General features: G+C 62.6%; 20 protein-coding genes. 13 read left to right on the plus strand and 7 right to left on the minus strand.

What is annotated here, in order from left to right:
• Positions 1-23: 23 nt before the first annotated feature.
• Positions 24-983, minus strand: a complete 960-nt coding sequence (locus O9Z63_RS18055; protein ID WP_270126770.1) for a hypothetical protein — start codon at positions 981-983, stop codon at positions 24-26.
• Between the two features lie 129 nt (positions 984-1,112).
• On the opposite strand from O9Z63_RS18055, the gene O9Z63_RS18060 reads away from it, so the two are divergent.
• The gene (locus O9Z63_RS18060; protein ID WP_270126771.1) at positions 1,113-3,326 is read left to right on the plus strand and encodes a S9 family peptidase; all 2,214 of its coding nucleotides are present in this window, start codon (positions 1,113-1,115) and stop codon (positions 3,324-3,326) included.
• A 176-nt stretch (positions 3,327-3,502) separates the two neighbouring features.
• On the opposite strand, the gene O9Z63_RS18065 is transcribed toward O9Z63_RS18060, so the two are convergent.
• A complete protein-coding gene (locus tag O9Z63_RS18065) occupies positions 3,503-3,895 on the minus strand; it encodes a VOC family protein (RefSeq protein ID WP_270126772.1) in 393 nt (130 codons plus the stop codon).
• Between the two features lie 454 nt (positions 3,896-4,349).
• On the opposite strand from O9Z63_RS18065, the gene O9Z63_RS18070 reads away from it, so the two are divergent.
• Entirely contained in the window at positions 4,350-5,849 is a 1,500-nt protein-coding gene (locus O9Z63_RS18070; protein WP_270126773.1) for an energy transducer TonB, read from the plus strand.
• 92 nt (positions 5,850-5,941) lie between these two features.
• Here the strand turns inward: O9Z63_RS18070 and O9Z63_RS18075 are convergent, their stop codons facing one another.
• A complete protein-coding gene (locus tag O9Z63_RS18075; RefSeq protein ID WP_270126774.1) occupies positions 5,942-7,384 on the minus strand; it encodes an aldehyde dehydrogenase in 1,443 nt (480 codons plus the stop codon).
• A gap of 122 nt (positions 7,385-7,506) precedes the next feature.
• Between O9Z63_RS18075 and O9Z63_RS18080 the strand changes: the two genes are divergently transcribed.
• Positions 7,507-9,267, plus strand: coding sequence for a glycosyltransferase family protein (locus O9Z63_RS18080; protein WP_270126776.1), 1,761 nt, complete (start codon positions 7,507-7,509; stop codon positions 9,265-9,267).
• 9 nt (positions 9,268-9,276) lie between these two features.
• Here O9Z63_RS18080 and O9Z63_RS18085 read toward each other — a convergent pair whose 3' ends face one another.
• Both O9Z63_RS18085 and O9Z63_RS18090 read right to left on the minus strand, forming a co-directional pair.
• Positions 9,277-10,230: a glycosyltransferase family 2 protein gene (locus O9Z63_RS18085; protein WP_270126777.1), complete on the minus strand. Its 954-nt coding sequence runs from the start codon at positions 10,228-10,230 to the stop codon at positions 9,277-9,279.
• A gap of 42 nt (positions 10,231-10,272) precedes the next feature.
• Complete coding sequence (locus O9Z63_RS18090; protein WP_270126778.1) at positions 10,273-11,019, minus strand: class I SAM-dependent methyltransferase; 747 nt, start codon at positions 11,017-11,019, stop codon at positions 10,273-10,275.
• Between the two features lie 111 nt (positions 11,020-11,130).
• Between O9Z63_RS18090 and O9Z63_RS18095 the strand changes: the two genes are divergently transcribed.
• The 3 genes from O9Z63_RS18095 to O9Z63_RS18105 all read left to right on the plus strand — a co-directional run bounded on the left by O9Z63_RS18095 (position 11,131) and on the right by O9Z63_RS18105 (position 14,547).
• Complete coding sequence (locus tag O9Z63_RS18095; RefSeq protein ID WP_270126779.1) at positions 11,131-12,441, plus strand: hypothetical protein; 1,311 nt, start codon at positions 11,131-11,133, stop codon at positions 12,439-12,441.
• Positions 12,442-12,507: 66 nt separating this feature from the next.
• Positions 12,508-13,047 carry a carbohydrate binding domain-containing protein gene (locus O9Z63_RS18100; protein WP_270126780.1) on the plus strand — a complete coding sequence of 180 codons (540 nt, stop codon included), beginning with the start codon at positions 12,508-12,510 and terminating at the stop codon, positions 13,045-13,047.
• 198 nt (positions 13,048-13,245) lie between these two features.
• Entirely contained in the window at positions 13,246-14,547 is a 1,302-nt protein-coding gene (locus O9Z63_RS18105) for a hypothetical protein (protein ID WP_270126781.1), read from the plus strand.
• A gap of 97 nt (positions 14,548-14,644) precedes the next feature.
• On the opposite strand, the gene O9Z63_RS18110 is transcribed toward O9Z63_RS18105, so the two are convergent.
• Both O9Z63_RS18110 and O9Z63_RS18115 read right to left on the minus strand, forming a co-directional pair.
• On the minus strand, positions 14,645-15,367 hold the full coding sequence (locus O9Z63_RS18110; protein WP_270126783.1) for a glycosyltransferase family 2 protein: 723 nt from the start codon (positions 15,365-15,367) through the stop codon (positions 14,645-14,647).
• Between the two features lie 120 nt (positions 15,368-15,487).
• Complete coding sequence (locus O9Z63_RS18115; protein WP_270129288.1) at positions 15,488-16,279, minus strand: SDR family oxidoreductase; 792 nt, start codon at positions 16,277-16,279, stop codon at positions 15,488-15,490.
• Positions 16,280-16,422: 143 nt separating this feature from the next.
• On the opposite strand from O9Z63_RS18115, the gene O9Z63_RS18120 reads away from it, so the two are divergent.
• The 7 genes from O9Z63_RS18120 (at position 16,423) to O9Z63_RS18150 (ending at position 23,268) form a co-directional block, all read left to right on the plus strand.
• Positions 16,423-16,959 (plus strand): 3-hydroxyanthranilate 3,4-dioxygenase, encoded by a 537-nt coding sequence (locus O9Z63_RS18120; protein ID WP_270126785.1) that lies wholly within the window; start codon positions 16,423-16,425, stop codon positions 16,957-16,959.
• A complete protein-coding gene (locus tag O9Z63_RS18125) occupies positions 16,960-18,273 on the plus strand; it encodes a glycosyltransferase family 39 protein (protein ID WP_270126786.1) in 1,314 nt (437 codons plus the stop codon). It abuts the gene before it with no gap.
• Between the two features lie 134 nt (positions 18,274-18,407).
• Positions 18,408-19,433 (plus strand): amidohydrolase family protein, encoded by a 1,026-nt coding sequence (locus O9Z63_RS18130; protein ID WP_270126788.1) that lies wholly within the window; start codon positions 18,408-18,410, stop codon positions 19,431-19,433.
• A gap of 26 nt (positions 19,434-19,459) precedes the next feature.
• The gene (gene kynU, locus O9Z63_RS18135) at positions 19,460-20,743 is read left to right on the plus strand and encodes a kynureninase (RefSeq protein WP_270126789.1); all 1,284 of its coding nucleotides are present in this window, start codon (positions 19,460-19,462) and stop codon (positions 20,741-20,743) included.
• Positions 20,744-20,968: 225 nt separating this feature from the next.
• Positions 20,969-21,679, plus strand: a complete 711-nt coding sequence (locus O9Z63_RS18140; RefSeq protein WP_270126790.1) for a hypothetical protein — start codon at positions 20,969-20,971, stop codon at positions 21,677-21,679.
• Positions 21,680-21,701: 22 nt separating this feature from the next.
• Complete coding sequence (locus O9Z63_RS18145) at positions 21,702-22,301, plus strand: alpha-ketoglutarate-dependent dioxygenase AlkB family protein (RefSeq protein WP_270126792.1); 600 nt, start codon at positions 21,702-21,704, stop codon at positions 22,299-22,301.
• A gap of 241 nt (positions 22,302-22,542) precedes the next feature.
• Positions 22,543-23,268, plus strand: a complete 726-nt coding sequence (locus O9Z63_RS18150; RefSeq protein ID WP_270126794.1) for a hypothetical protein — start codon at positions 22,543-22,545, stop codon at positions 23,266-23,268.
• Positions 23,269-23,293 lie beyond the last annotated feature (25 nt).

Raw genomic sequence — 23,293 nt, forward strand, 5'->3', positions numbered from 1 at the left:
GGCTTTTTGCGTTTGGCGCCGGCCTATTTCGTGATGCGTACCTGCAGCAGCACGGCCGGGCGAGGAGCCGTGGGGAAATCCTCGATGTAGAGCAGGCCGGTCTTGTTGGTGATGGTGCGGAAGGCTACCACCTGGCCTTTGGTCAGCACGCCGGTGTTGGTGGTGGGGGTGAGGGGCGTGCCGGTGGCGAAGGCGTCCACCAGCTCGGCCTGGCTGTCGGCGGCGGTGAAGCCGGCCTGGTTGAGGGTGGTGCGGCGGAACTCGGTGCGGCGGCGGGTGGTCCAGGCGCGCAGCGTCAGGGCCGGGTCGGCGGGGGCGGCCAGGGCGCGGGCGCCGGCTGCCAGCGGCAGATACACCACGTCGATGGAGTCGCGGTTCTGGGCGGTGCGCGGACCCAGCGCAAACGCGGGCAGCGCCAGCCCCGCCGACAGCGCCAGGTAGCTGCGCGACTTGCGCGTGAGCGGGGCCTGCAGTCGCATCGTGTAGCGGTGATAGGTTAGCAGCGAGTCGGGGTTGCGGAGCGTGAGCACGTAGCTGCGCTGGTTGGACGCGCCTTCGGTGTCTTCTACCTGAAAATTCCAGGTTTCCTGGCCCGAGGTGCTGCGCGTGCCGGCTGTGTACTGAAACACTTGGGCCCGCTTGCCCGCCGGCAGCAGCGAGTCGAGGAACACCAGCGGATCATCTTCGGTGGGTACCTGGTCGGGGTTGTAGGGAGAGGGGTAGATGTAGGGGTTGCGGTTGCGGAAGTATTCGACGGTGATGCGCAGGCGGGTGAGGGCAGGGCCGTTCACGGTGTCGCGAGCTTCGGCAAACACGCGGGTTGAGAACGTGTCGGCGGGCACGGCGCTGGTGCGGCTGGCGCTCAGCAGCGCTGGCGTGGTGCTGCCCACCAGGTCGATGCGCGGGCCGGGGTTGGGCTCGGGGTTGCAGGCGGCCAGCAGCAGCAGGGGCGAGGCGAGAAGCGGAAACAGACGATAACGCATAGGTTCGGTAAAGATCGGGGTTTCGGGCGGATGTGCCAGGTAGCCGGGTTTTGCCGCGTCTTCCGTGCAACCAAGCCCGCGCCATTGGCTACCTTAACGTCCCGATTCCCCCAGACATTTTCCTTCTGCATGAAATTTCGCTCTTTCACGCTGGCCCTGTGGCTGGCTACCGCCGGCCCCGCGCTGGTTCCCGCCCTGCTGCCCACCGCCTCGGCCCAGCAAAAACAGAACATCACCCTCGAAGACATCTGGCAGAAAGGCACGTTTGCCGCCAAGTCGGTGCCCGGCTTCAACTGGATGAACGACGGCCGCTTCTACTCCTCGCTCGATGAGGGCAGCCTCGTGCAGCACGACGTCACCACCGGCCAGCCCGTGCAGACGCTGGTAGCGGCCACCGCCCTGCAGCTGCCCGGCCAACCCCAGCCGCTGCCCGTGGATGGCTACAGCTTCAACGCCGACGAGCAGCAGGTCCTGTTCAGCACCGCCACTGAGCCGATTTACCGCCGCTCCAGCAAGTCCACGTTCTACATCTACAACCGCCAGAGCAAGCAGCTCACGCCCCTGAGCCAGGCGCCCGGCAAGCAGCTCTACGCCACCTTCTCGCCCGACGGCAAGCGCGTGGCCTTCGTGCGCGACAACAACCTGTTCGTGACCGACCTCGCCACCATGCGCGAAACCGCTGTCACGACCGATGGCGCGCTCAACAAGATCATTAACGGCGGCACCGACTGGGTGTACGAGGAAGAGTTCGAGTTTGCGCAGGGTTTCCAATGGTCGCCGGATTCGCGCTACGTGGCTTTCTACACCTTCGATGAAAGCCAGGTGCCCGAGTACAACATGCAGGAGTGGGGCGCGCTCTACCCCAAAGACTACCGCTATAAATACCCCAAAGCCGGCGAGAAAAATTCCATCGTGAGCGTCTCGGCCTACGACGTGGCCGCCGCCAAAACCACCAAGCTGGATGTGGGCCCCGAGCAGAACCAGTACATCCCGCGCATCCTCTGGACCCAAACTGCCGACCTGCTCAGCATCCGGCGCATGAACCGCCTGCAGAACAAGCTCGAAATCCTGCACGCCAACGCCCGCACCGGCCAGAGCCAAGTGGTCCTCACCGACACCGACGCGGCCTACGTGGAAGTCAACGATGATTTGCGCTACCTGCAGGGCGGCAAGGAGTTCCTGTTCAGCAGCGAAAAAGACGGCTACCGCCACCTCTACCTCTACACCATGGGCGGCAAGCTGGTGCGCCAGCTCACCAAAGGCCCCTGGGAAATCACCAGCATCGACGGCTTCGACGAGAAAAAGGGCCTCGTGTACTACACCAGCACCGAAGCCTCGCCGCTGCAACGCCACCTCTACCGCGTGGATCTGAAAGGCAAAGGCAAAACCCGCCTCAGCGAAGCTGGCCGCGGCACCGATGCTGCCAACATGAGTGCCGACACCCGCTACTACCTCAACTACCACTCCGAAGCCGGCGTGCCCGCCGTGGTCAGCCTGCGTAGCGGCCAGGACGGCAAGCTGGTGAAAGTGCTGGAAGACAACGCCAAGCTGCGCGACAAACTCAGCCAGTACAACCTGGCCACGCCCGAGTTCTTTTCCTTCAAAACCAGCGAAGGCGTGGAGCTGAATGGCCAGATGCTGAAGCCCACCAACTTCGACGCCAGCAAGAAATACCCCGTGCTGATGCACGTGTACGGCGGCCCCGGCTCCCAGACCAACGCCGACTCCTGGGGTGGCACCAACTACCTCTGGCACCAGATGCTGACCGAAAACGGCTACATCGTGGTGATTGTGGACGGGCGCGGCACCGGCGCCCGCGGCGCGGCCTTCAAAAAGGTCACCTACGCCAACCTCGGCAAGCTCGAAACTGTGGACCAGGGCGAAGGCGCCAAATACCTGGCCTCGCTACCCTACGTCGATAAGGCCCGCATCGGTATCTGGGGCTGGAGCTTCGGCGGCTACATGACCGCCCTGGCCCTCACCAAAAACGCCGACCTGTTCAAGATGGGCATCTCCGTGGCCCCCGTTACCAACTGGCGCTACTACGACACCGTCTACACCGAGCGGTTCCTGAAAACGCCCCAGGAAAACCCCGCCGGCTACGACGACAACTCGCCCGTGCAGCACGCCGATAAGCTCAAGGGCAAGCTCCTGCTCGTACACGGCACCGGCGACGACAACGTGCACTTCCAGAACTCGGTCGCCTTCACCGACGCCATGATCAAGGCCAACAAAGACTACCAGACCCTCTACTACCCCAACCGCAACCACGGCATCTACGGCGGCACCACCCGCCTGCACCTCTACCGCCAGATGACTGATTTCGTGCTGAAGAATTTGTAGGCAAGCCTGTCATTGCGAGCGAAGCGAAGCAATCCTTCCTCTCAATGCTGAAAACGACCCTAAGCAAGAAGCCCTCCGGCAGTAGGCCAATAACCTACCGTCGGAGGGCTTCTTCTTGCTGAGCCTGTTGACACTGCTGTCACCTTTTCAACGATGAGACGTCAACTATTGCGTCTCTACACCATGTAGAACTCCCAGGCGATACGGTCAGGGTCTTTGAACGCCACATACTGCATCGGCCCCACCGTGTCTTGCTTCACGCCGGTGTTTTCCACGCCTGCCGCTTGCAGGGCGTCCGCTACACGGTGTAGTTCGGTCTCGTCTTCGCAGGCAATGGCAATATGGTCGAGGCCCACGTTGAAGGGCGTAAAGGTGCTGCCGCCGGGATGGGTGGGCTCGGCCTTTTTGAAGCCGATGAATATGGCTCCGACCAGAAAGCCCAGTATTTCGGGAGTTTCAAGCGCGATGGGGAAGCCCAGCAGGTCATGGTAAAACGCCTTGGCGCGGGCGAAGTCGGTGGTACGCAGGGCGACGTGCGCCAAACCCTTGGTTTTTGGTTGGATAGCCATGAAGAAGGGAAAAGAAAGTGTTGGTTGTCTTGAACGGTAAACCAGGGTGAACGGCCCGCCCAACCCAAATCCTACACTTACCACCTGACGCCTCTTTTTCAGCCAGCGCGCCACGTAGTTCCTGCTGAGCCACACATCATCATCCGCTCGACGGAACGCAGCCCCAGATACGTTAACCAGCATCTACCGCTTGCCAGATAGCATCTTCCACTTGCCATTTATCACCTACCAATTGCCAGTTATCATCTACTGCCTACCAGATACTATCTACCGCTTGCCAGTTATCATCTACTGCCTGCCAGTTAGCATCCACTGCCTGCCAGTTAGCATCCACTGCCTGCCAGCACAATTCTTTCGCGGGTAAATACCTATACTTGAGCTAATAATTCCAGCCAATCATCTATTCCGTACACGCAGCCTAGCCTTTTGTTCGTTTGTGCGTAGAAACCTAGCAATGCGAATACCCCGGCTTTCCTCTTTCCTGCTTGGCCTGACGCTGCTGGCCGCCGCGGCCTGCCAGCCCGATCAGCCCGCCACCACCGAGCGGCGCACCCCCGCCCTGGCCGATTCCCTGGCCCTCGATTCCCTGTCCGACCCCGTCGGCACCCTCGATACCACTCCCGTTCGCCGCGACTGGCACCGCTTGGCCCGGCCCACCTCGCGCACGGCCCCGTTGATCGTCTACCGCAGCGTGCGCCGCGCCCCGGCCGGCCTGCTCGGCAGCACCCCGCCCCCTGGCGACGCCACCCTGTTCGACGTGGCCCGCAAAGCCAGCGAGTATTTTCAGATTGATCCTACCCAGGCCGCTGAAGTGCGCGGCCGCGCCGGTACTGTGGTCCGCATCGGCGCTGGTACCTTGGTTGATGCCCAGCAACGCGCCGCCACCGGCCCCGTGTGGGTGGAGCTGAAGGAGTGCCTGACGCCCGCCGAGATGCTGCTCACCAACCTCAGCACCGCCACCACCGACGGCCAGCCCCTCCAGACGGCCGGCATGGTGCTGCTGAAAGCCTCCCAGAACGGCCAGCCCCTGCAAGTCGCCGCCGGCCGCACTGTGCGACTGGAGCTGCCCGCCGCCAACGGCCGCCCGCTGCCCGACATGCGCCTCTACCACGGCCAGGGCACCGCCCCCGTGCGCTGGGAGCTGGCCCCCGAAACCGCCGCCCCCGCGCCCGAAACCGCCGAAACCATCTACACCGACGCCCGCCCCATGCCCGCCTACGGCAGTGGCCCCGCCGACATCAACCGCTTGATCCGGTACCCCCAGCAGGCACTGGCCAGCCGCACGCAGGGCGTGGTGTTTGCCTCGTTTGTGGTGGATGAAGGCGGCAAGGTGCTTAACCCCAAAGTACTCTACGGCCTCGGCCACGGCTGCGACGAAGAGGTGCTGCGCGTGCTCCGCCAGACCTCCGGCCACTGGACGCCCGGCCAGCGCAACGGCGAGTTCGTGAAGGTGAAAATGATGCTGCCCGTACGCTTCTCCTTCAACGAAGGCCAGCTCTCCACCGCCGACAGCACCCCCACCGCCGAGCAGGCCCTGGCCGCCGACCTTCCCGCCGACGAGCCCACTGCCTCAGAACCCGAGCCCACGGACCGCTACGTATTCCACTGCGCCCAGCTGGGCTGGCTGAACGCCGACCGCCCGCAGACCGGCGCCACCACCTCGCTGCAAGCCACTGAGTCCGTCACGTCATCCGCCAATACCCCCGACGGCACCTCGGTACGGCTGGTGCTGCGCGGCGCCACGCCCACCATCCTGGCCGGCGAGGCTGGCGGTGGCAGCTACCAGTTCGACAACGTGCCAGCCGGCCGCCGCGCCGTGCTCATCGGCCTCCGCTATGAAGCCGGCACGCCCTACCTCGCCTGGCAGGAAACCACCACCGGCCAGGAGCCCGACCCGCTGGAGTTTCAGGAAATCACGCTGGACGAACTGGAACGGCGCCTGGAGCGGCTGTAAACCGGTTGTCATTCCGAGCGCAGCGAGGAATCTCGGTGAATTTGTTGCGCTGATTTACTCAGCTTCCTCGCTGCGCTCGGAATGACGGATGACTACAGCTTCACGGTCACGCTTTGCGCCTCCGTGAAGAAGCGCAAAGCCTCCAACCCACCTTCGCGGCCTACGCCGGAGTTCTTCATGCCGCCGAACGGCGTACGCAGGTCGCGGTGCAGCCAGATATTGATCCAGACGATGCCGCTGTGCAGCTGGTGCGCCACGCGGTGCGCCCGATTTAGGTCGCGGGTCCAGATGGTGGCGGCCAGGCCGTAGTCGGTGCCGTTGGCCCAGGTCAGCACTTCTTCTTCGGTATCGAAGGGCGTGAGCGTGACCATGGGGCCGAAGATTTCTTCGCGGTTGACGCGACAGTCGGGCGCAAGCCCCTCAAATACGGTGGGCTGCAGGAAGTAGCCCTCGGCGCAGCGGCCCGGCAACTGCACACGCCGCCCGCCGGCCAGCAGGGTGCCGCCTTCCTCGTGGGCCAGCGCAATGTAGCCCAATACCTTTTGCAGATGTGCCTCGCTCACCAGGGCGCCTTGGCGGCTGGTTTCCAGTTGCGGGTCAGCCACGGTCAGGCCGGCCACGCCCGCCAGAAAATCAACCTTGAACTGCTCGTAGATGCTACGCTCGATGAAGATACGCGAGCCGCACAGGCAGATCTGGCCCTGATTGGCGAAGCTGCTGCGCAGGCTGGTGCGTACGGCCTCGGCCAGGTCGCAGTCGGCGAAGATGATATTGGGGTTTTTGCCGCCCAGCTCCAGCGAGAGTTTCTTGAACATGGGCGCGGCGGTGCGGGCTATCTGTTCGCCGGTTTTGGTGCCGCCCGTGAAGCTGATGCCCTTGATGCCCGGATGTTCGATGATGGGCTGGCCCGCGCCCCGCCCCGTGCCGTGCACGATGTTGAGCACACCCGCCGGCAGCCCGGCTTCCATGCACAGCTCACTCAGCAGAAACGCCGTGTAGGGTGTGATTTCCGAGGGCTTGGCCACCACTGTGCAGCCGGCGGCCAGTGCCGGAGCAATTTTCCAGGTAAACAAATACAGCGGCAGATTCCAGGGCGAAATGCAGCCCACCACGCCCAGCGGGTGCCGCACCGTGTAGTTCAGCGCCACGCCTTCCTGGAAGTGGGTTTCCGATGCAAAGTGCTGCGCCGCCGTCCCGAAGAAGGCGAAGTTGCTGGCGGCGCGCGGGATGTCCACGGTGCGGGCCAGGCTGACGGGCTTGCCGTTGTCCTGGCTTTCGGCCTGGGCCAGACGCTCCAGGTCGCGCTCAATCAGCTCCGAGATGCGCACCAGTAGCCGGCCCCGGTCTTCGGCCGGCAGGCGGCGCCAAGCGGGCAGGGCGGCCTCGGCGGCAGCGGTGGCACGGGCCACGTCTTCGGCATCGGAATCCGGAATGTAGCTGAACACTTGGCCGGTGGCGGGCTCGATGTTGGGCAGGTAGCGGCCGGCGGCGGGCGGCACCAGCTGGCCGTTGAGGTAGTTCTGAAGGTGAAGCATAGCGAAGCGGACGGGACGGCAGGAAACCCCGAAAAGGTACGACTTAGCCGGCAACGGCTACCTTTGCCTGCCCCGGCTGAGGGCCGGCCGGCTCTCTTTTTTCTGCTGAATTCTGCATCTGTATGCCTAACACAAACACTGGTTGGCGGCTGGCGCTGGTAGTGGCTTCCTACTTGGCCGTGTTCGTGGCCTGGACCTGGCCGCTGGCCGCGCACCTGAGCACCACCTTCCCCGCCTTCGCCGACCAGGATGGCTATCTGGAGCTCTGGAATGTGTGGCACTTTCGCGAACAGGTAGCGGCCGGGCACAACCCGTTCTACTCCACCTGGCTGCTCTACCCCGAGGGGGCAGGGCTGTGGCTGCATGCTTATATCCCGATTGTGGGTATGGTCAATGTGCTGATCAACAACGAAATGCTGGCCCTCAACCTCGCGCTGGCCGCCGAATATGCGCTGTCGGGGGCGGGGGCGTGGCTGCTGGCGCGACGCTGGCTGCGGCAGCCGGCGCTGGCGTGGCTGGCGGGGTTATTCTTCGCGTTTTCGCCCTACAAAACCGTGCGGCTGCCTTACCACTACAATCTGGTGCTCACGGCTACGGTGCCGTTTTACCTGCTGGCGTTCCTGAGCGCCTTCCGGTTTGAGCCGGGCCGATTCTGGCCGCAGGTGCGCAGCTGGAAAGCCGTGGCGGCCTGCTTCGGGCTGGGCATCATCACGCTCTTCAGCGACTATTACGTGCTGTTTGCGCTGCTCTACTTCTCGCTGGCCTACGCCGCCTGGTACTGGCTGAAGTTGGGCAGCATCAACTGGCGTCACCGCCGCCCTTGGCTGATTCTGGCTGGTGTGCTGGTCGTGAGCCACCTCGTCATCCGGCTCATGCGCCTGCGCGACGTGCCCGACAACGCCGGCTTCTGGTGGGGTGGCGACCTGGCCGGCTTCTTCCTGCCAGCCGACAACAGCCGCTGGCTGAACTTCGACTGGGCTCAGCAGATCTACCACAATCCAAAGATCTTCAACATGCCGGGCTCCGTGGAAAACGTCATGTTCTTGGGCTACGCGGTGCCGTTGGTGTGCGCGCTGGCAGCGCTGTGGCCGCGGCGGCTAGCCTCCGTACGCAACCTCGACCACCAGGGCCGGCCGCTGGCGTGGGTGCTGCTGTTTTTTGTGCTGCTCACGCTGCCGGCGTTGCGGGTGCTGGGCCACATCAAGCTCAATCTGCCCAACGGCCTGCTGCACTTCATCCCGTTCTTCAATAATATCCGCTGCCCCACGCGCTGGGTGTTGATGGTGACGCTATTGCTGCCCATCGTAGGGTTTGGGGCCCTGGAAGCCGCCTGGGATGCTTCGCACCGACCAGTGCTACGCGCGCTGCTAAGCGGCGTGCTGGTGCTGGTGGTGCTGGTAGAATTCTGGCCCGTGCCACCGCCGCTGGACTCGTCCCGGAAGATGCCAGCGGCCTACCGGGCGGTGGCGGCGCTGCCGGGTGAGGCGTTGTTCACGGTGCCGTTTGGGTTGGTGGATGGCTACCGCCAGCTGGGCAAAGTGGAGCTGCGCAGCTTCCTGCACCAGCCCTACTACCGCAAGAAGATACCCTCCGCCTACATTTCCCGCGTCGGGGCCGAGCAGTTTGCCCGCTTTGAGGCCGATACCGTGGTGCACGCCCTATTGGCGCTGCAGCGCGCCCCCGCCGATACCACGTTCACCGCGCCTTCCGCCACGGCGGCGGCCCGGTTCCGGCAGCACTACCAGCCCGCCGCCGTGCTCGTCAGCCCCACTTGGCGCGACGGCCCGGCCCACCGCTACCTGCGCGCCGTATTCCCGGACTTCGCCGAGCAGCGCTTCCCTGACGGCTACGTGGTGCTGGCGCCGCGAAAGAAGGAGAAGTAGAGCGTCATGCTACCGCAACTGCTTGTCAGTCTGCGGGGCGTGCGTGATATTGGTATCGGAGATGATGTAGAGCGGGCGCTGGCGCACGTTAGCTGAGAGTCGCGCAATGTACTCGCCGATGATGCCCACGGCAATGAGCTGCACGCCCCCCAGAAACAGGATGCTCACCATCAGCGAGGCCCAGCCTGGCTGGTAGTCGCCGCTCACGAAGCGCGCATACAGCGTATAGAGCATCACCACAAAGGCCACCCCCGACACGATAAACCCACCGATGGTAGCAGCTTTGAGTGGCGCGTCGGAGAAGCCGGTGATGCCGTCCAGGGCCAGCCGGATCATCTTGCGGTAGGTGTAGCCGGTTTCGCCACCGGCCCGTTCGGCCCGATCGTATTCGATGTAGGTCTGGCGGTAGCCGATCCAGGAAATCTGGCCCCGGATGAACTTGTTCTGCTCCGGCATCTGCTTGAGGGCATCCACCACCTTGCGCGAGATGATGCGGAAGTCGCCGGTGTCTACCGGAATGGAAATGTTGGTGATGCTGGCCAGAAGCCGGTAAAAAAGCTTGGCGGTGAGCTTCTTGGCGGCACTTTCGCCTTGCCGGGAACGGCGCTTGGCGTACACCACCTCGTAGCCTTCGTGCAGCTTATGGTAGAGCGGCACAATCAGCTCGGGCGGGTCCTGCAGGTCGGCGTCGATAATGACTACGGCCTCGCCCACGGCTAGGTCCAAGCCGGCCGTCACGGCAATCTGGTGCCCGAAGTTGCGGCTGAAATCAATGAAGCGCACCCGCTCGTCGCGCAAGGCCAGCGTCTGCACCAACTGCAGGGACTTGTCGCGCGAGCCGTCGTTGATAAAGATGAACTCGTAGTGCAGCCCCATTGGATCCAGCACCCCGCGCAGCCGGTCGTAGAGCGTCGGGATGTTGCTTTCTTCGTTGTAGATGGGGATGATGACGGACAGATCCACGGGGAGCAGGGCTGGGGAGGGAAAGAAATCAGGCGCGGGGCGCTAGGGCTTGCGGGCAATGGCAAATACGCTAACCCCCACCGGCAGCGGCAGGTGCTGCAGCACCTTGTTTTCGGTTTTGAGCAGCTGGCTGAGCAATCCATTCAGCAAGGGGGGCAACTGTTTCAGGTCGCCGGTATAAGGGATATCAGAGCGGGACCGGACCAGCAGGCGCTGCAGCAGCCGCACGGCCGTAGTCGGGAAAAACAGGGTGGAGTTCCAGTACGACGTGCGCTCCAACTGCAGGCCGGCCTGCTGCAGCACGCGGCGCAGGTGGGCGCCGGTATAGCGCCGATAGTGGTGGTTCACCTCGTCGTGGCGGGTCCAGAGCATCTGAAAAGCCGGCACAAACACAATCATGCGGCCGCCGGGCCGCAGCACCCGGTGCCATTCGCGCACGGCTCGAGCTTCATCCTCGATGTGCTCCAGCACGTCGGAGGCAATCAGTAGATCGAAGGAAGCATCCGCAAAGTCCAGCCGCGCCCCATCCATCACCGATACGTTGGCAACACCGCGCTGCCGCGCCAGGGAAATAGCTTTTTCACTTATGTCAATGCCGGTAAGGTGCTGGTAGCCGTCGGATTGGAGAATCTGCTGTAATGGCCCGGCCGAACAGCCGATTTCCAGAATATCGGCCGTAGCAGGAATGCGCAGACCGTTAATCAGCTTACGAACAGCGTCGCGGCGGCCTGTAAACCACCAGTGCTGCTCTTCCAACTGATGATATTTCTGCTCATACGTAAGGTCCATAGAATCGGCAATGAGTGCGAAAGTATAAAGGTACAGGCTTGGCGCTGGCACAGGCTACAACTGCGGCAAAGTTAGTAATCTTGCCCCCTCGCCAGTATAAGCTTACCAACCATGGCATCCCATAACGCTCATTCTTCTTCCGCCCAGAAACAGACCGTACTGGTGCTGGCGGCCTTCGCTGCGGAACTCCTGTTGTTTTTCTACAGCCGCAATGCCTTCGGGCCGCTCCTGAGTCCGATCCTGTACATGGGAGCCTCCGTGCTGTTTGTTGGAGCTGCTTGGCGGGCTCTGCGCGGGCAGCCATACCTGCTGCCCACAAGCAAAAGCGGGTACGGGCGCCCTCAATGGGCCTATGTGGCCGCAATGGCAATGCTGGCGGTAGCGCTCTACCCGCGAATACAAGAAATCATAGCGCAATATCCGGTAGACGTGAAAATGTCGGATGTGCTACCTTCTCTTGAAGTGTATCTGCGGCGCCTGCAGAATGGTGAGCCAGTGTATGCGCTCATCACCGAGTTCGGGTATGATTTGTCGCCAACATATCTGCCGATGATGTGGCTGCCGTATCTGCTGCCCGATGCGCTGAACATAGATTATCGGTGGCTGGGATTGTGGGTGCTTGGTCTTGGCGCACTGCTCTACGCTTACCGGCTGGCTGCTACCAGGCCTTCGTTTTACGGTGGCATTACCAAGCTGCTGCTGCCATTGCTGCTGTTCTGGCCGCTGCTGGGGCACGACACGCACATTCTGGGTTTGTCCATCGAAACCATGATTGTCGGCTACTACTTCATTTTGGTTGCCGGAGTCCTGAGCCAGTCCACTCTGCTGCGGGCAATAGGGCTGGTGCTGTGCCTGCTTTCCCGGTTTTCCCTGCTGTTCTGGGTTCCGTTTTATCTGTGGCTCATCTATCGGCACGAAGGACCAAAACGGGCTATCTGGCTGACAGCGCTGGTTGCGGTAGGTATCCTGGGTATTTACGTGCTGCCTTTTCTATCAGCAGACTGGTCGGCGTTTATGAAGGGGCAAGGCGCCTACACCACGGCGGCGGTTGCGGAGTGGCAGAATAATCTGAACGCGGAAGGAAATCCGGCGCAGCTGTTCCGCGGAGTGGGGCTGGCTAGCTTGTTTTATACGTATGCCCCCGGCGACTTCGCCACGCGCATCAACCTGCTTCGGCTGGTGCACATGGTGGTGTCCGTTGGCTCGGTGGCGGCAGTGGCAGTGTGGTACTGGGTGAGCCGTGCCCGGCCCACGCTCGACTACCGGCACCTGGCGTTGCTGGCCCTGAAGCTGAACCTCACCTTTTTCTACGCCTTCATCCAGGTTCCCTATGATAACCTGTTGCTGCTGGTTCCTTTCCTGTCGGTTTGGATCATTATGTGCTTGAAAGAGCCTGATCCTGCTCCGGTGCAATCCTCGTAATGCCTGCTGGCGAACTGCGTATTTTCCGCTAGTTTTGGCTGTACAATTACTTTTTGCCCCTTCTTTATGAAAAAACTGCTGTACGCACTTTTGGCAGTAAGCATGGCCTCCTGCGGCGATAAGACGGCGGAACGGCCGGCCAATCAGCTTGCCGGCAACGACTTCGAATCGGTTGATGGCTGGATGGGCGACAATACGCCGAACTCCTTAACCAAAGAAAAAGCACATTCGGGACAGTACGCGCTGAAAGTAGGCCCGGCCGTTGAGTATAGCATGGGCTATAACAACCTGCTGGGTAAGCTCAGCGCCAGCAAGCTGCGCAAGATAAAGGTGCAGGCATGGGTGAATCTGCCCAATGGCAAAACCGAAGCCGTGCTGGTGACGCAGATAACGGACCCAGCCAATCCGGCCGCAAAGCCGATTATCTGGGAGGCCGTAAAGCTGACCGATCAGGTGAAGTCGTTCAACAAGTGGGTGGAAGTGGAGAAGGAGATTACCCTGCCTGACAACATCACCTACGCCAATAAAATCAGCGTGTATCTGTGGCGTACCGGCGCCGCTGAGCCCGCGTACCTTGATGACCTGATTATCAGCAAAAGCGAGTAACAGTCATTGCGTGCCGAAGCAACGCGGCTCTTTGGGGTTGGTATTTGAGCCATTCCCAAAGAGCCGTTTTGCTGTCATAGACGCTCGTTTTGTCTAGCCTGAAAGCCTGTCGGTTACGCCTTGAGCCCAGGCCAACCTGTATATCCCTAGTATGCTGCCGCAGCTTACACTGCTGGTAGCCTGCGGTTCTTTGCGCTTATGAAGTCACTTGCCTCCTATCTGCTGATTGTGGCGCTGGCACTGCTAACTGTGTTTCAGGCCCGTAAATGGGATGCCCACGACGTGCTGATCTGGGACATGGCCGGTTACTATCAGTACCTGTCCAGCCATTTTATTTACGATGACGTGGGCGACGGCACCTATACGGCCGCCGTGCGTGCCCAATACCGCCCCGACCTCGACAGCCGCTACGGCCTGGTGCCCGCACCCAACGGCCGGCAGGTGATGAAGTATTCGTTGGGTATGTCGCTGTTTTACGCGCCCGCGTTTTTTCTGGCGCACGGTATTGCCACCGCATCGGGGGCGGTGAATGATGGTTATTCTCCGCTTTACCAAAAGTCCCTGGTCTTGGTCTGCCTCAGTTACGCTATGCTGGGCTTGTGGCTGTTGCGAATTGTGCTGCGCCGGTTTTTCGACGATACCACCGTGGCGCTGACCGTCCTGGCTGTGGGGCTGGCGACCAATTTTTTCTGCTACGCCACTTATGAGTCACCGATGTCGCACGGCATCCTGTTTCTGCTCAATGCCACGCTACTGCTGCTCACGATCAGGTGGTTGGCCGCGTTTCGCTGGCGTGATGCCGCGTGGCTGGGTGTGGTGCTGGGCCTGCTTGGGCTGGTGCGCGTAACGGAACTCTGGATGGTGCTGGTGCCGGCGCTTTGGGGACTCACCTCGTGGATGGCAGTACGGGAGCGGGCCCGGCAACTCTGGCAGCATCGCGCCCAGATTGCACTGGTAGCCGGCGTAGCCGGGGCACTGCTGCTACTGCAGCCCTGGTTCTGGCACAGCGTAGGCGGTGCCTGGTTTATCGACTCTTACCCCAACGAAAAGTTCGATTTCCGCCACCCACATCTATTAGATGGCCTTTTCAATCCGCGCAAAGGCTGGCTGATTTACACCCCGATTATGGGGCTGGCCTTGCTCGGGATAGGGGTGCTGCGGCGGCAGGTGCGGGCCGCGCTGCCAGTGCTGCTGCTGCTGCTGCCGCTGGTACTCTACGTCACATGGTCGTGGTGGGACTGGGGGTATGGCGGGAGCTTCAGCCAGCGCCCGCTGATTAGTCTGTATCCGCTGCTGGCGTTGCCGCTAGCCAGCGTATTCGACCGCTGCCGCCGCTCTTACGTCTCGCTTTATGGCGTTGCTTTCGTGTTGCTGCTGTGCATTGTGCTCAATCTCACCCAAACCTGGCAGTACTACCGCGGCATTCTCCACTGCTGCGATACCACCTGGGCAATGTATAAGGACCACTTTTTCTGGCTGGAGTGGCCCCCGGCGAAGTAACCAAATCAGCAATCAAGGCTCTGTTGGCATGCGGCTCCGAATTGCCCGGCGGCGTGCGTCGGCGGCTGTAAGCGTACGGCTCCGCTGTTTGTTGCGCCTACCCGAACAGGCCGTACTTCACGATGCAGTAAATGGCCCGGAACCCGTCGCGCCAACCGATTTTCTTGCCCTCGGCATAGGTGCGGCCGTAGTAGCTGATGCCCACCTCGTAGATGCGCACGTCCTTCACCCGCGACACCTTGGCGGTTACCTCGGGCTCGAAGCCGAAGCGGTTTTCTTCCAACTTCAGGCTCTGAATGATGTCGCGGCGGAACAGCTTGTAACACGTTTCCATGTCGGTCAGGTTCAGGTCCGTGAACATGTTCGAGAGGAAGGTGAGCATCTTGTTGCCGATGCTGTGCCAGAAGAACAGGATGCGGTGCGGCTTGCCTCCCATAAAGCGCGAACCGAATACCACGTCGGCAAAACCCTTCAGAATGGGCTTGAGCAGCACGTTATACTCCTCGGGGTCGTACTCCAGGTCGGCGTCCTGAATGATGACGTAGTCGCCAGTAGCCTCGCGGATGCCGGTGTGCAGGGCCGCGCCTTTGCCCTTGTTGACGGGGTGCTGCAGCAGCCGCAAACCCATTTCGGGGTACTGGGCAGCATACGCCTCAATGGCCTGCACCGAGTTGTCAGTAGAGCAGTCGTTTACCAGGATAATTTCCTTCTTGATGTCGTTGACCAGCTTCAGCTCCCGCAGCAGGTCCAGAATCTGGTGAATGGTGCGGCCCTCATTATAAACCGGAATGACGATGGAGAGCTTGTCGATGTGTACCAAAGGGCAGGGCGTATGAAGCGGAGAGTAGGCAAAAGTAGGGTAAATGATGTAATAGCGGCATGGGTAAATGGCTGGTCGTTCAACAACAAGGCTGAAACAACCAGCCATTCCCCAGGCAATTTATAGGCTACCGGTGCGGCCGCCATCTACAGGCATATTGGTGCCGTTGATGTAGCCGGCGGCTTCCGAGGCCAGAAACGCCACGGCGGCCGCCACTTCTTCGGCCTGGGCAAAGCGGCTGGCCGGAATCAGCTTCAGCATCCCCGCCTCAATTTCCTCGATGGATTGGCCGGTCTGAGTGCTTTTCTTCTCGATGAGGGAGGTGTGGCGCTGGGTGAGGGTGGCGCCGGGCAGCACGTTGTTGACGGTGATGCCGTGTGGCCCCAGTTCGTTGGCCAGCGTTTTGGCCCAGCTGGCCACCGCCCCCCGGATGGTGTTGCTCACGCCCAGGCCCGGCAGCGGCTGCTTCACGGAGGTGCTGATGATGTTGATGATGCGCCCGTGCCGCCGCGCCTGCATGGCCGGCACCACCGCCTGTGCCAGCAGGTGGTTGCACACCAGGTGCTGCTCAAACGCGGCCCGGAAGTCCTCCACCGGCGCGTCCAGAATTGGCCCGCCCGCCGGGCCACCGGTGTTATTGACGAGGATGTGGAAGCCGTCGGGGTGCTGCTGCAGGTAGGTGTGAACCACCTGGCGCAGCTCGTCGGGCCGGGCGAAATCGGCGACGAGGTAGTGGTGCTGCTGGCCGTGGGGCGTGGGCAGGGCCGCAGATACCTCGCGCAGGCGGTCTTCGTTGCGGGCCAGCAGCACGACGGTGGCGCCGCGGAGAGCCAGCACTTCGGCCACGGCCCGGCCGATGCCCTGCGTGCTGCCGCCCACCAGGGCGCGTTGGGAAAGGAAGTCCATAGAAATAGGGTGCAGAGGTGAAGAGGGGCAAATTACGGGGCGAGCTGCAACGGACAATGCCGCGGGCGGCTTTACCATAGAATCGGCCAAACGCCTACATTCGTACTCCCACCTGTTTTTCGGTCCACCCCTTCACCTACTCTGCCGCTATGCCCGTCGCCCGCCCCTTCAACCTGCAGCACTGGATTGATGAACACCGCCATTTGCTCAAGCCGCCCGTCGGCAACCAGCAGGTGTTCAAAGACAACAAAGACTTCATTGTGATGGTAGTGGGCGGCCCCAACGCCCGCAAAGACTACCACGTGGACGAAGGCGAGGAGCTGTTTCTGCAGATCGAAGGCGACATCGTGGTGAAGATCATCGAAGACGGTAAGCCGGTGGATATCCACATCAAGGCCGGCGACATGTTTCTGCTGCCGCCCGGCGTGCCGCACTCGCCGCGGCGTCCGGCGGGCTCGGTGGGGGTGGTGCTGGAGCGCTACCGCACGGCCGGCGAGCTGGACGGCTTCCAGTGGTACTGCGAAAACTGCGGCCACAAGCTCTACGAGGAGTACGCCGAAATCACGGACATCGTGAGTCAGCTGCCGCCCATCATGAACCGGTTCTGGCTGGATGAGCACAAGCGCACCTGCCAGGTATGCGGCACCGTAATGGCGCCTCCCGCGCCGGTAGTGGCTGCGGAGTAGATGCGGGCTTCTGGTTATCTGCTCTTGCTGACGGGCGCGCTGCTGGCGCTGCTCATGTTCCAAAACCGCCGCTGGAAGCCGTTGGAGGTGTTCGGTACCGACCCCGGCGGCTACTACGTGTACCTGCCCTCGGCCTTTATCTACCACGACTTGGCCCGCGCCGACTCGCTGGAAATCCTGCACCGCACCTACAAGCCCGGCACCGACGTGAACATCGGGCTGGTGCCCGTGCCGGAGCGGGGCGGCTACATCACCAAGTACCCGCTGGGCGTGGCCCTGGCCGATGTGCCGTGGTTTCTGGGCGCGCATCTCTACGCCGGGCTGTCGGCGGGCAAATACGCGCCCGACGGTTTCTCGCGGCCCTACCAGCAGATCATCATGGTGGCGGGGCTGGCGCACGCGCTGCTGGGGCTATGGGTACTGCGGAAGCTGCTGCGCCGCTACTTCCCCGCTGATGAGCCCACCGTAGCCTGGACGCTGGCGGCCATCGGGCTGGGTACTAATTTGTTTTGCTACGCCAGCCTGGAGGCGGCTATGGCACATGCGCCGCTGTTTTTGTGGCAGGCGTCATTGCTGTACTGCACGGCGCGGTGGTACGAGAACCGGCGACCTCAGTTTCTGCTGGGCATTGGGCTGTTTCTGGGGCTGGCGGTGCTTACGCGCCCCACCGAAATCCTCTACGTGCTGGTGCCGCTGCTCTGGGGCCTGACTTCCGTAGCCGACCTGCGGGCGCGGGTGGCGCTGTGGTGGCAGCACCGCGGCCCACTGCTGGCGGCCGGGCTGGTATTTGGGCTGGTGGTAGGGCTGCAGCCGTTGTTCTGGTGCGTCACCACGGGGCACTGGCTGTTCTATTCCTACCGCAACGAGCACTTTGACTTCCTGCATCCGCACCTGCTCGATGGGATGCTGAGCTTCCGCAAAGGCTGGCTGCTGTACACGCCGCTGGCCGGGTTGGCGCTGTTGGGCGTGGTGGGGCCGCTGCGGCGGCAGCTAGCCGCCGCCTGGCTGCCGGCCCTGGCCACGGCCGTGGCAGTGGTGTACGTCACGTTCAGCTGGGAGCAGTGGTGGTACGGCGGCGGCTTCAGTGCCCGGCCGCTGATCAGCCTGTACCCATTGCTGGCGCTGGGGCTGGCCGCGCTGCTGGTGCGCGCCCGTGCCCACGGCCGCCCCGCCTACACGCTGCTGCGGGCCCTGCTGGTGCTGGGCATCGTGCTGAACCTATGGCAAACCCGGCAGTACGGCGCCGGCATTATCAGCTGGGACGACACCACTGCCGAAGCGTATTTCAGCCACTTTTTTGATGTGAAGCTGTGAGGGGGAAAGTATCGAGTATTGAGTAGCAAGTACTGGCTGCCAGGCTGCGTCCACCAGCGCAACATCGAATACCCAACACTCCCTACTAAATACTCCTTACTAAGTACTCTCTACTAAACACTCAATACTCTCTCGTGCTGTCCGTCGATATCCATACCCACATTCTGCCGGAGCGCTGGCCCGATCTGCGGGAGCGGTACGGCTACGGCGGCTTCATCCGGCTGGAGCACCACAAGCCCTGCTGCGCCCGCATGATGCAGGACGACAAGTTCTTCCGCGAAATCCAGGACAACTGTTGGGACCCCGAGGTGCGGCTGCGCGAGTACGACCAGTTTGGGGTGCAGGTGCAGGTGCTCAGCACCGTGCCGGTCATGTTCAGCTACTGGGCCCGCCCCCACGACGCCCTCGACCTCAGCCAGCTGCTCAACGACCATATTGCCAGCGTGGTGCAGCGCTACCCCACGCGCTTCGTGGGCCTCGGCACGGTGCCGATGCAGGCGCCCGACCTGGCCGTGCGGGAGCTGGAGCGGTGCATGGGCATCGGGCTGGCCGGAATCCAGATTGGCTCGCACGTCAACGACTGGAACCTGGACGCGCCCGAGCTGTTCGAGGTGTTTCAGGCGGCGGAGGAACTGGGGGCCTGCGTGTTTGTGCACCCCTGGGACATGATGGCGCAGCAGAAAATGCCCAAATACTGGCTGCCCTGGCTGGTGGGCATGCCTGCCGAAAGCACCCTGGCGCTTTGCTCGCTGGTGTTTGGCGGCGTGCTGGAGCGGCTGCCGAAGCTGCGGGTGGCCGTGGCCCACGGCGGCGGCACCTTCGCCAGCACCATTGGCCGCATCGAGCATGGCTTCAAGGTGCGCCCCGACCTGTGCGCCGTCGATAACCCCGTGAATCCGCGTGACTACCTGGGCCGCTTCTGGGTGGACTCGCTGGTACATGACCCGCTGATGCTGGACTACCTGGTGAAAACCCTGGGGCCCGACAAAATCACGCTCGGCACCGACTACCCGTTTCCGCTGGGCGAGCTGGTGCCGGGCGAGCTGATTGCCAGCATGCCCTTCTCAGTCGACCTGAAGGCCCGCATGCTGGGCCAGAACGCGCTGGACTGGCTGGGTTTGCCCGAGGCGCAGGTGGCCCAAATTCTGGCGGGCCGATAGGCGGCGGGCACCGTATCTTTGCCTTAATGACCTCCTTCGAACCCACCGCCGAATTCGCCGCCCAACTTGATGCGCAGGACCCGCTGCGCGACTTCCGCCACCAGTTTCACATCCCGCCCGGCCCCGATGGGCAGGACAGTATCTACCTGTGCGGCAACTCCCTGGGTTTGCAGCCAAAAACCGCCCGCGCCGCCGTGGAGCGCCAGATGCAGAACTGGCAGGAGCTGGCCGTGGAAGGCCACTTCCGCGGCGACACGCCCTGGATGACCTACCACGAGCGCCTGGAACAGGCCACGGCCCACATTGTGGGCGCCCAGCCGCTGGAAGTGACGGTGATGAACAACCTCACCACCAACCTGCACCTGCTGCTGGTGTCGTTCTACCAGCCCACGCCCACCCGCTACAAGGTGCTCATGGAAGGCGGCGCTTTCCCGTCCGACCAATACGCCCTCGAAACCCAGGTGCAGATGCGCGGCTTCCGCCCCGACGACGCCATTGTGGAGCTGGTGCCGCGCCCCGGCGAGCATACGCTGCGCACCGAGGACATCGTGGCCAAGATTGCCGAGCTCGGTGATTCGCTGTGCACCATCATCATGGGCGGCATCAACTACTACACCGGGCAGGTCTACGACATGGCGGCCATCACGCAGGCCGGCCACGCCGTGGGTGCCCGCGTCGGGTTTGACCTGGCGCACGCCGCCGGCAACATTCCGCTGCAGCTGCACGACTGGGACGTGGATTTTGCCTGCTGGTGCTCCTACAAATACCTCAACTCGGGTCCCGGCGGTGTGTCGGGCGCGTTTGTGCACGAGCGGTTCGCCGACCAGCCCGAGCTGCTGCGCCTGGCCGGCTGGTGGGGCTACGACGAAAAGGAGCGGTTCAAGATGAAAAAGGGCTTCCGGCCCATGCGCGGCGCGGCCGGCTGGCAACTCTCCAACGGCGCCGTGCTCACGCTGGCCGCCCACGAAGCCGCCCTCAACATCCACGAAGCTGCCGGCGGCATGGTTGCGCTGCGCCGCAAAAGCGAGCAACTCACGGCCTACCTGGAGTTCCTGATCCGGGGGCTGGCGCTGCCGGCCGGCACGCTGGAAATCATCACCCCCCAGGACCCCGCCGCCCGTGGCTGCCAGCTCTCCATCCTGGTGCAAAAGAACGGCCGCCAGCTGTTCGACTACCTGATGAGCAAAGGCATCATCGGCGACTGGCGCGAGCCCAACGTCATCCGGCTGGCGCCCGTGCCGCTCTACAACTCCTTCCAGGACGTGCAGCGCGTAGGCGCCGCCCTGGCGGAGTGGGCCGGACGGGAGTAGTAGAGCAGTAGCGCGAACTCTGTAGTTCGCGTCCCCGCGCCGCTTGGAATCGTTTGGACGGCGCGGGGGCGCGAACTACAAAGTTCGCGCTACTGCTGCCCGCTACTCAGGTGCTCCCTTACTCAGCTACTCGCTCGTGTAATATTTCGGGCATCATTTCCCCGGCCGTGCTGTTCTGCGTAATACCACCGACCTTCGATGGTTTCCTAGTTGACCCCCAGTACCATGTCTGAAGAGTACGCGGAGAAAATGCCCCGCAAAAACCTGTCTGAGCTGCTCCTGTACGTGCGCAACCGCGCTGAGTACCGGGAAGATGCCGTGCTGGCCGCTCTCGAGGAGCTGGACCGGCGCGGTCTGCCCCAGCCCGAAGCCGCCGAAATCCGGGCCGAATACGGCCCGATAGTGGGAAAGCAGGAAAAAGAAAAAAAATCCCGCGAAGCCACCGCCGCCCCGGTGCCGGGCAGCCGCCCGAATACGGTGGCCGGCCAGCCGGTTGCGGCTGAGGAGCCGGCGCTGTACTCGCCGGGCACCATTGTGCTGTTTTCCATGCTGCCCATGTCGATGATGATTGGCGGGGGCGTGCTGATGGCCATGAACCTGTTTCGGTTGGGGCGCAAGCGCGCGGTGCTGGGGCTGCTGCTGTTTATGGTGGTGTATCTGCTGGTGGTTTCCAACGTCATGGCCTGGGCCATGCTGCAGGGGCTGAACCCGTACCTGGCCATTGTGCTGTTTAACGTGCCGGCCGTACTGGCGTATTTGCTCTGGTTCTGGCCCCGCTACGTGCAAAAGGCCACGTACCGCAGCCGCAGCCTGGTGCCGCCCATGGTTATCTGCTTCGCCCTCGTCTGGGGTTTGCAGCTGCTGATGCCTTACATCCTGAAAAACCAGCCCCCGGATGTGAAGCAGCAGATGGAACAGATTATGAAGCGCCAGTAATGGCCCGCTAACCGCTCTGCCCGTGCCGCTGGTTTCCCTGCCTCTGCCCGATGCCGACGTGCTGCTCGACGAGGCGTTCCTGACGCCTGCCGCCGCTGAGGCCCTGCTCCGGGAGCTGACCGACACCATTGCCTGGCGGCACGAGCCCATCAAGATGTTCGGGAAGGAAGTGCTGCAGCCCCGCCTCACGGCCTGGCACGGCGACCCCACGGCCCGCTACCGCTACTCCGGCCTCGCGCTGGAGCCCCAGCCCTGGACGCCCGCGCTACAGCAGCTCCGCCAGCAGCTGGAAGCCGCTAGCGGCGCCCGCTTCAACAGCGTCCTGCTCAACCTCTACCGCTCCGGCCAGGACAGCATGGGCTGGCACGCCGACAACGAGCCCGAACTGGGTCCCGCGCCCGTCATTGCCTCGCTCAGCCTCGGCAGCACCCGCCGCTTCCGCCTGCGCCCCCGCGACCCGGCCCGCACGCCGCACGCCCCCGTTTCCTTGGATTTGCCCGGCGGCAGCCTGCTGCTGATGCGCGGCGCCACCCAGCAGCACTGGCTGCACGCCGTGCCCAAAACCGCCCGCTTCGCCGGCCCCCGCCTCAACCTCACGTTTCGCTGGATTGTGGGCGGGTAGTAGCTGAATATTTTAGCCTCTTGAGTACCCCGGACGCGGAAAAGCTTTATCCTTGCCGGTAGTTACTGCTACCCGCTACCCTTACCGCTGCCGCCCGCATCTATCCTTTACCGCGCCGGGCGGCGCCGCGCCTGCTTCACCTGTTGCCCCTGTTGTACTGCGCATTCCGGCTGCCACTTTGGTTGCCCGTTGCGCCGTGCATCTGGGGCTTTTTCGTGCCTTTCCTTTTTCTCTTTGTACCATGAAAACCACAGTTTCCCTCTTACTCGCCCTGGCCCTGCCGCTCACGGCCGCCGCCCAAGCCCCCGCCGACACGGCCACCACCTACAAGCACCAGCTGGGCCTGACCGCCAGCCCCGTGCTCGATGGGTTTTTCAAAAACAACCGCAGCCTGCCGCTGGGGTTGCTCTACAAGCGGCAGCTGACACCTAACAAAGCATTGCGCCTGCGCTTGGTGGGGCAGTACAGCCAAGCCGATACGGCCAACTTTCAGGATACAGCCCCTGGCTTTACACGAGGTTACGTGACCGGACCCGACCAGAGCCGATGGGGGCTGCAAGGCTTCGCAGGGTACGAGTGGCAACGTTTCTTGAGTCGAAAAGTGGGTCTAGCCTATGGCATAGAGGCTGGTATAGGCTACGAGCGGCAGCGCATAGCTTCTGCATTTATAGAAGCTTACGTCATTGAGGGATCAGTAACTACTTCCCGCGAAGCCATTACGCAGAACTGGCAGTTCCAGGCCCGGCCTTTTGTGGGCCTTTACTACCAGCCTACTTCTCGCCTGCGCTTATTTGTCGAAAGCGCCTTCGCTATAAGCTACATCCGCAGCCGCTGGGAGCGACAATCAAGATCAAAGTTCACTAAACCCAATGAGGCTGACCGCTTTCTACAAGAGCGGGCTCATACCAACCGGTTTGCGGCCACTTTGCGACCTGTGCAGTTCATTGGGGCTACTTATGCTTTTTAGTCTTTTTGCTCACCATAACCTGAAA

The organism is Hymenobacter yonginensis, assembly GCF_027625995.1.
Classification (GTDB): domain Bacteria; phylum Bacteroidota; class Bacteroidia; order Cytophagales; family Hymenobacteraceae; genus Hymenobacter; species Hymenobacter yonginensis.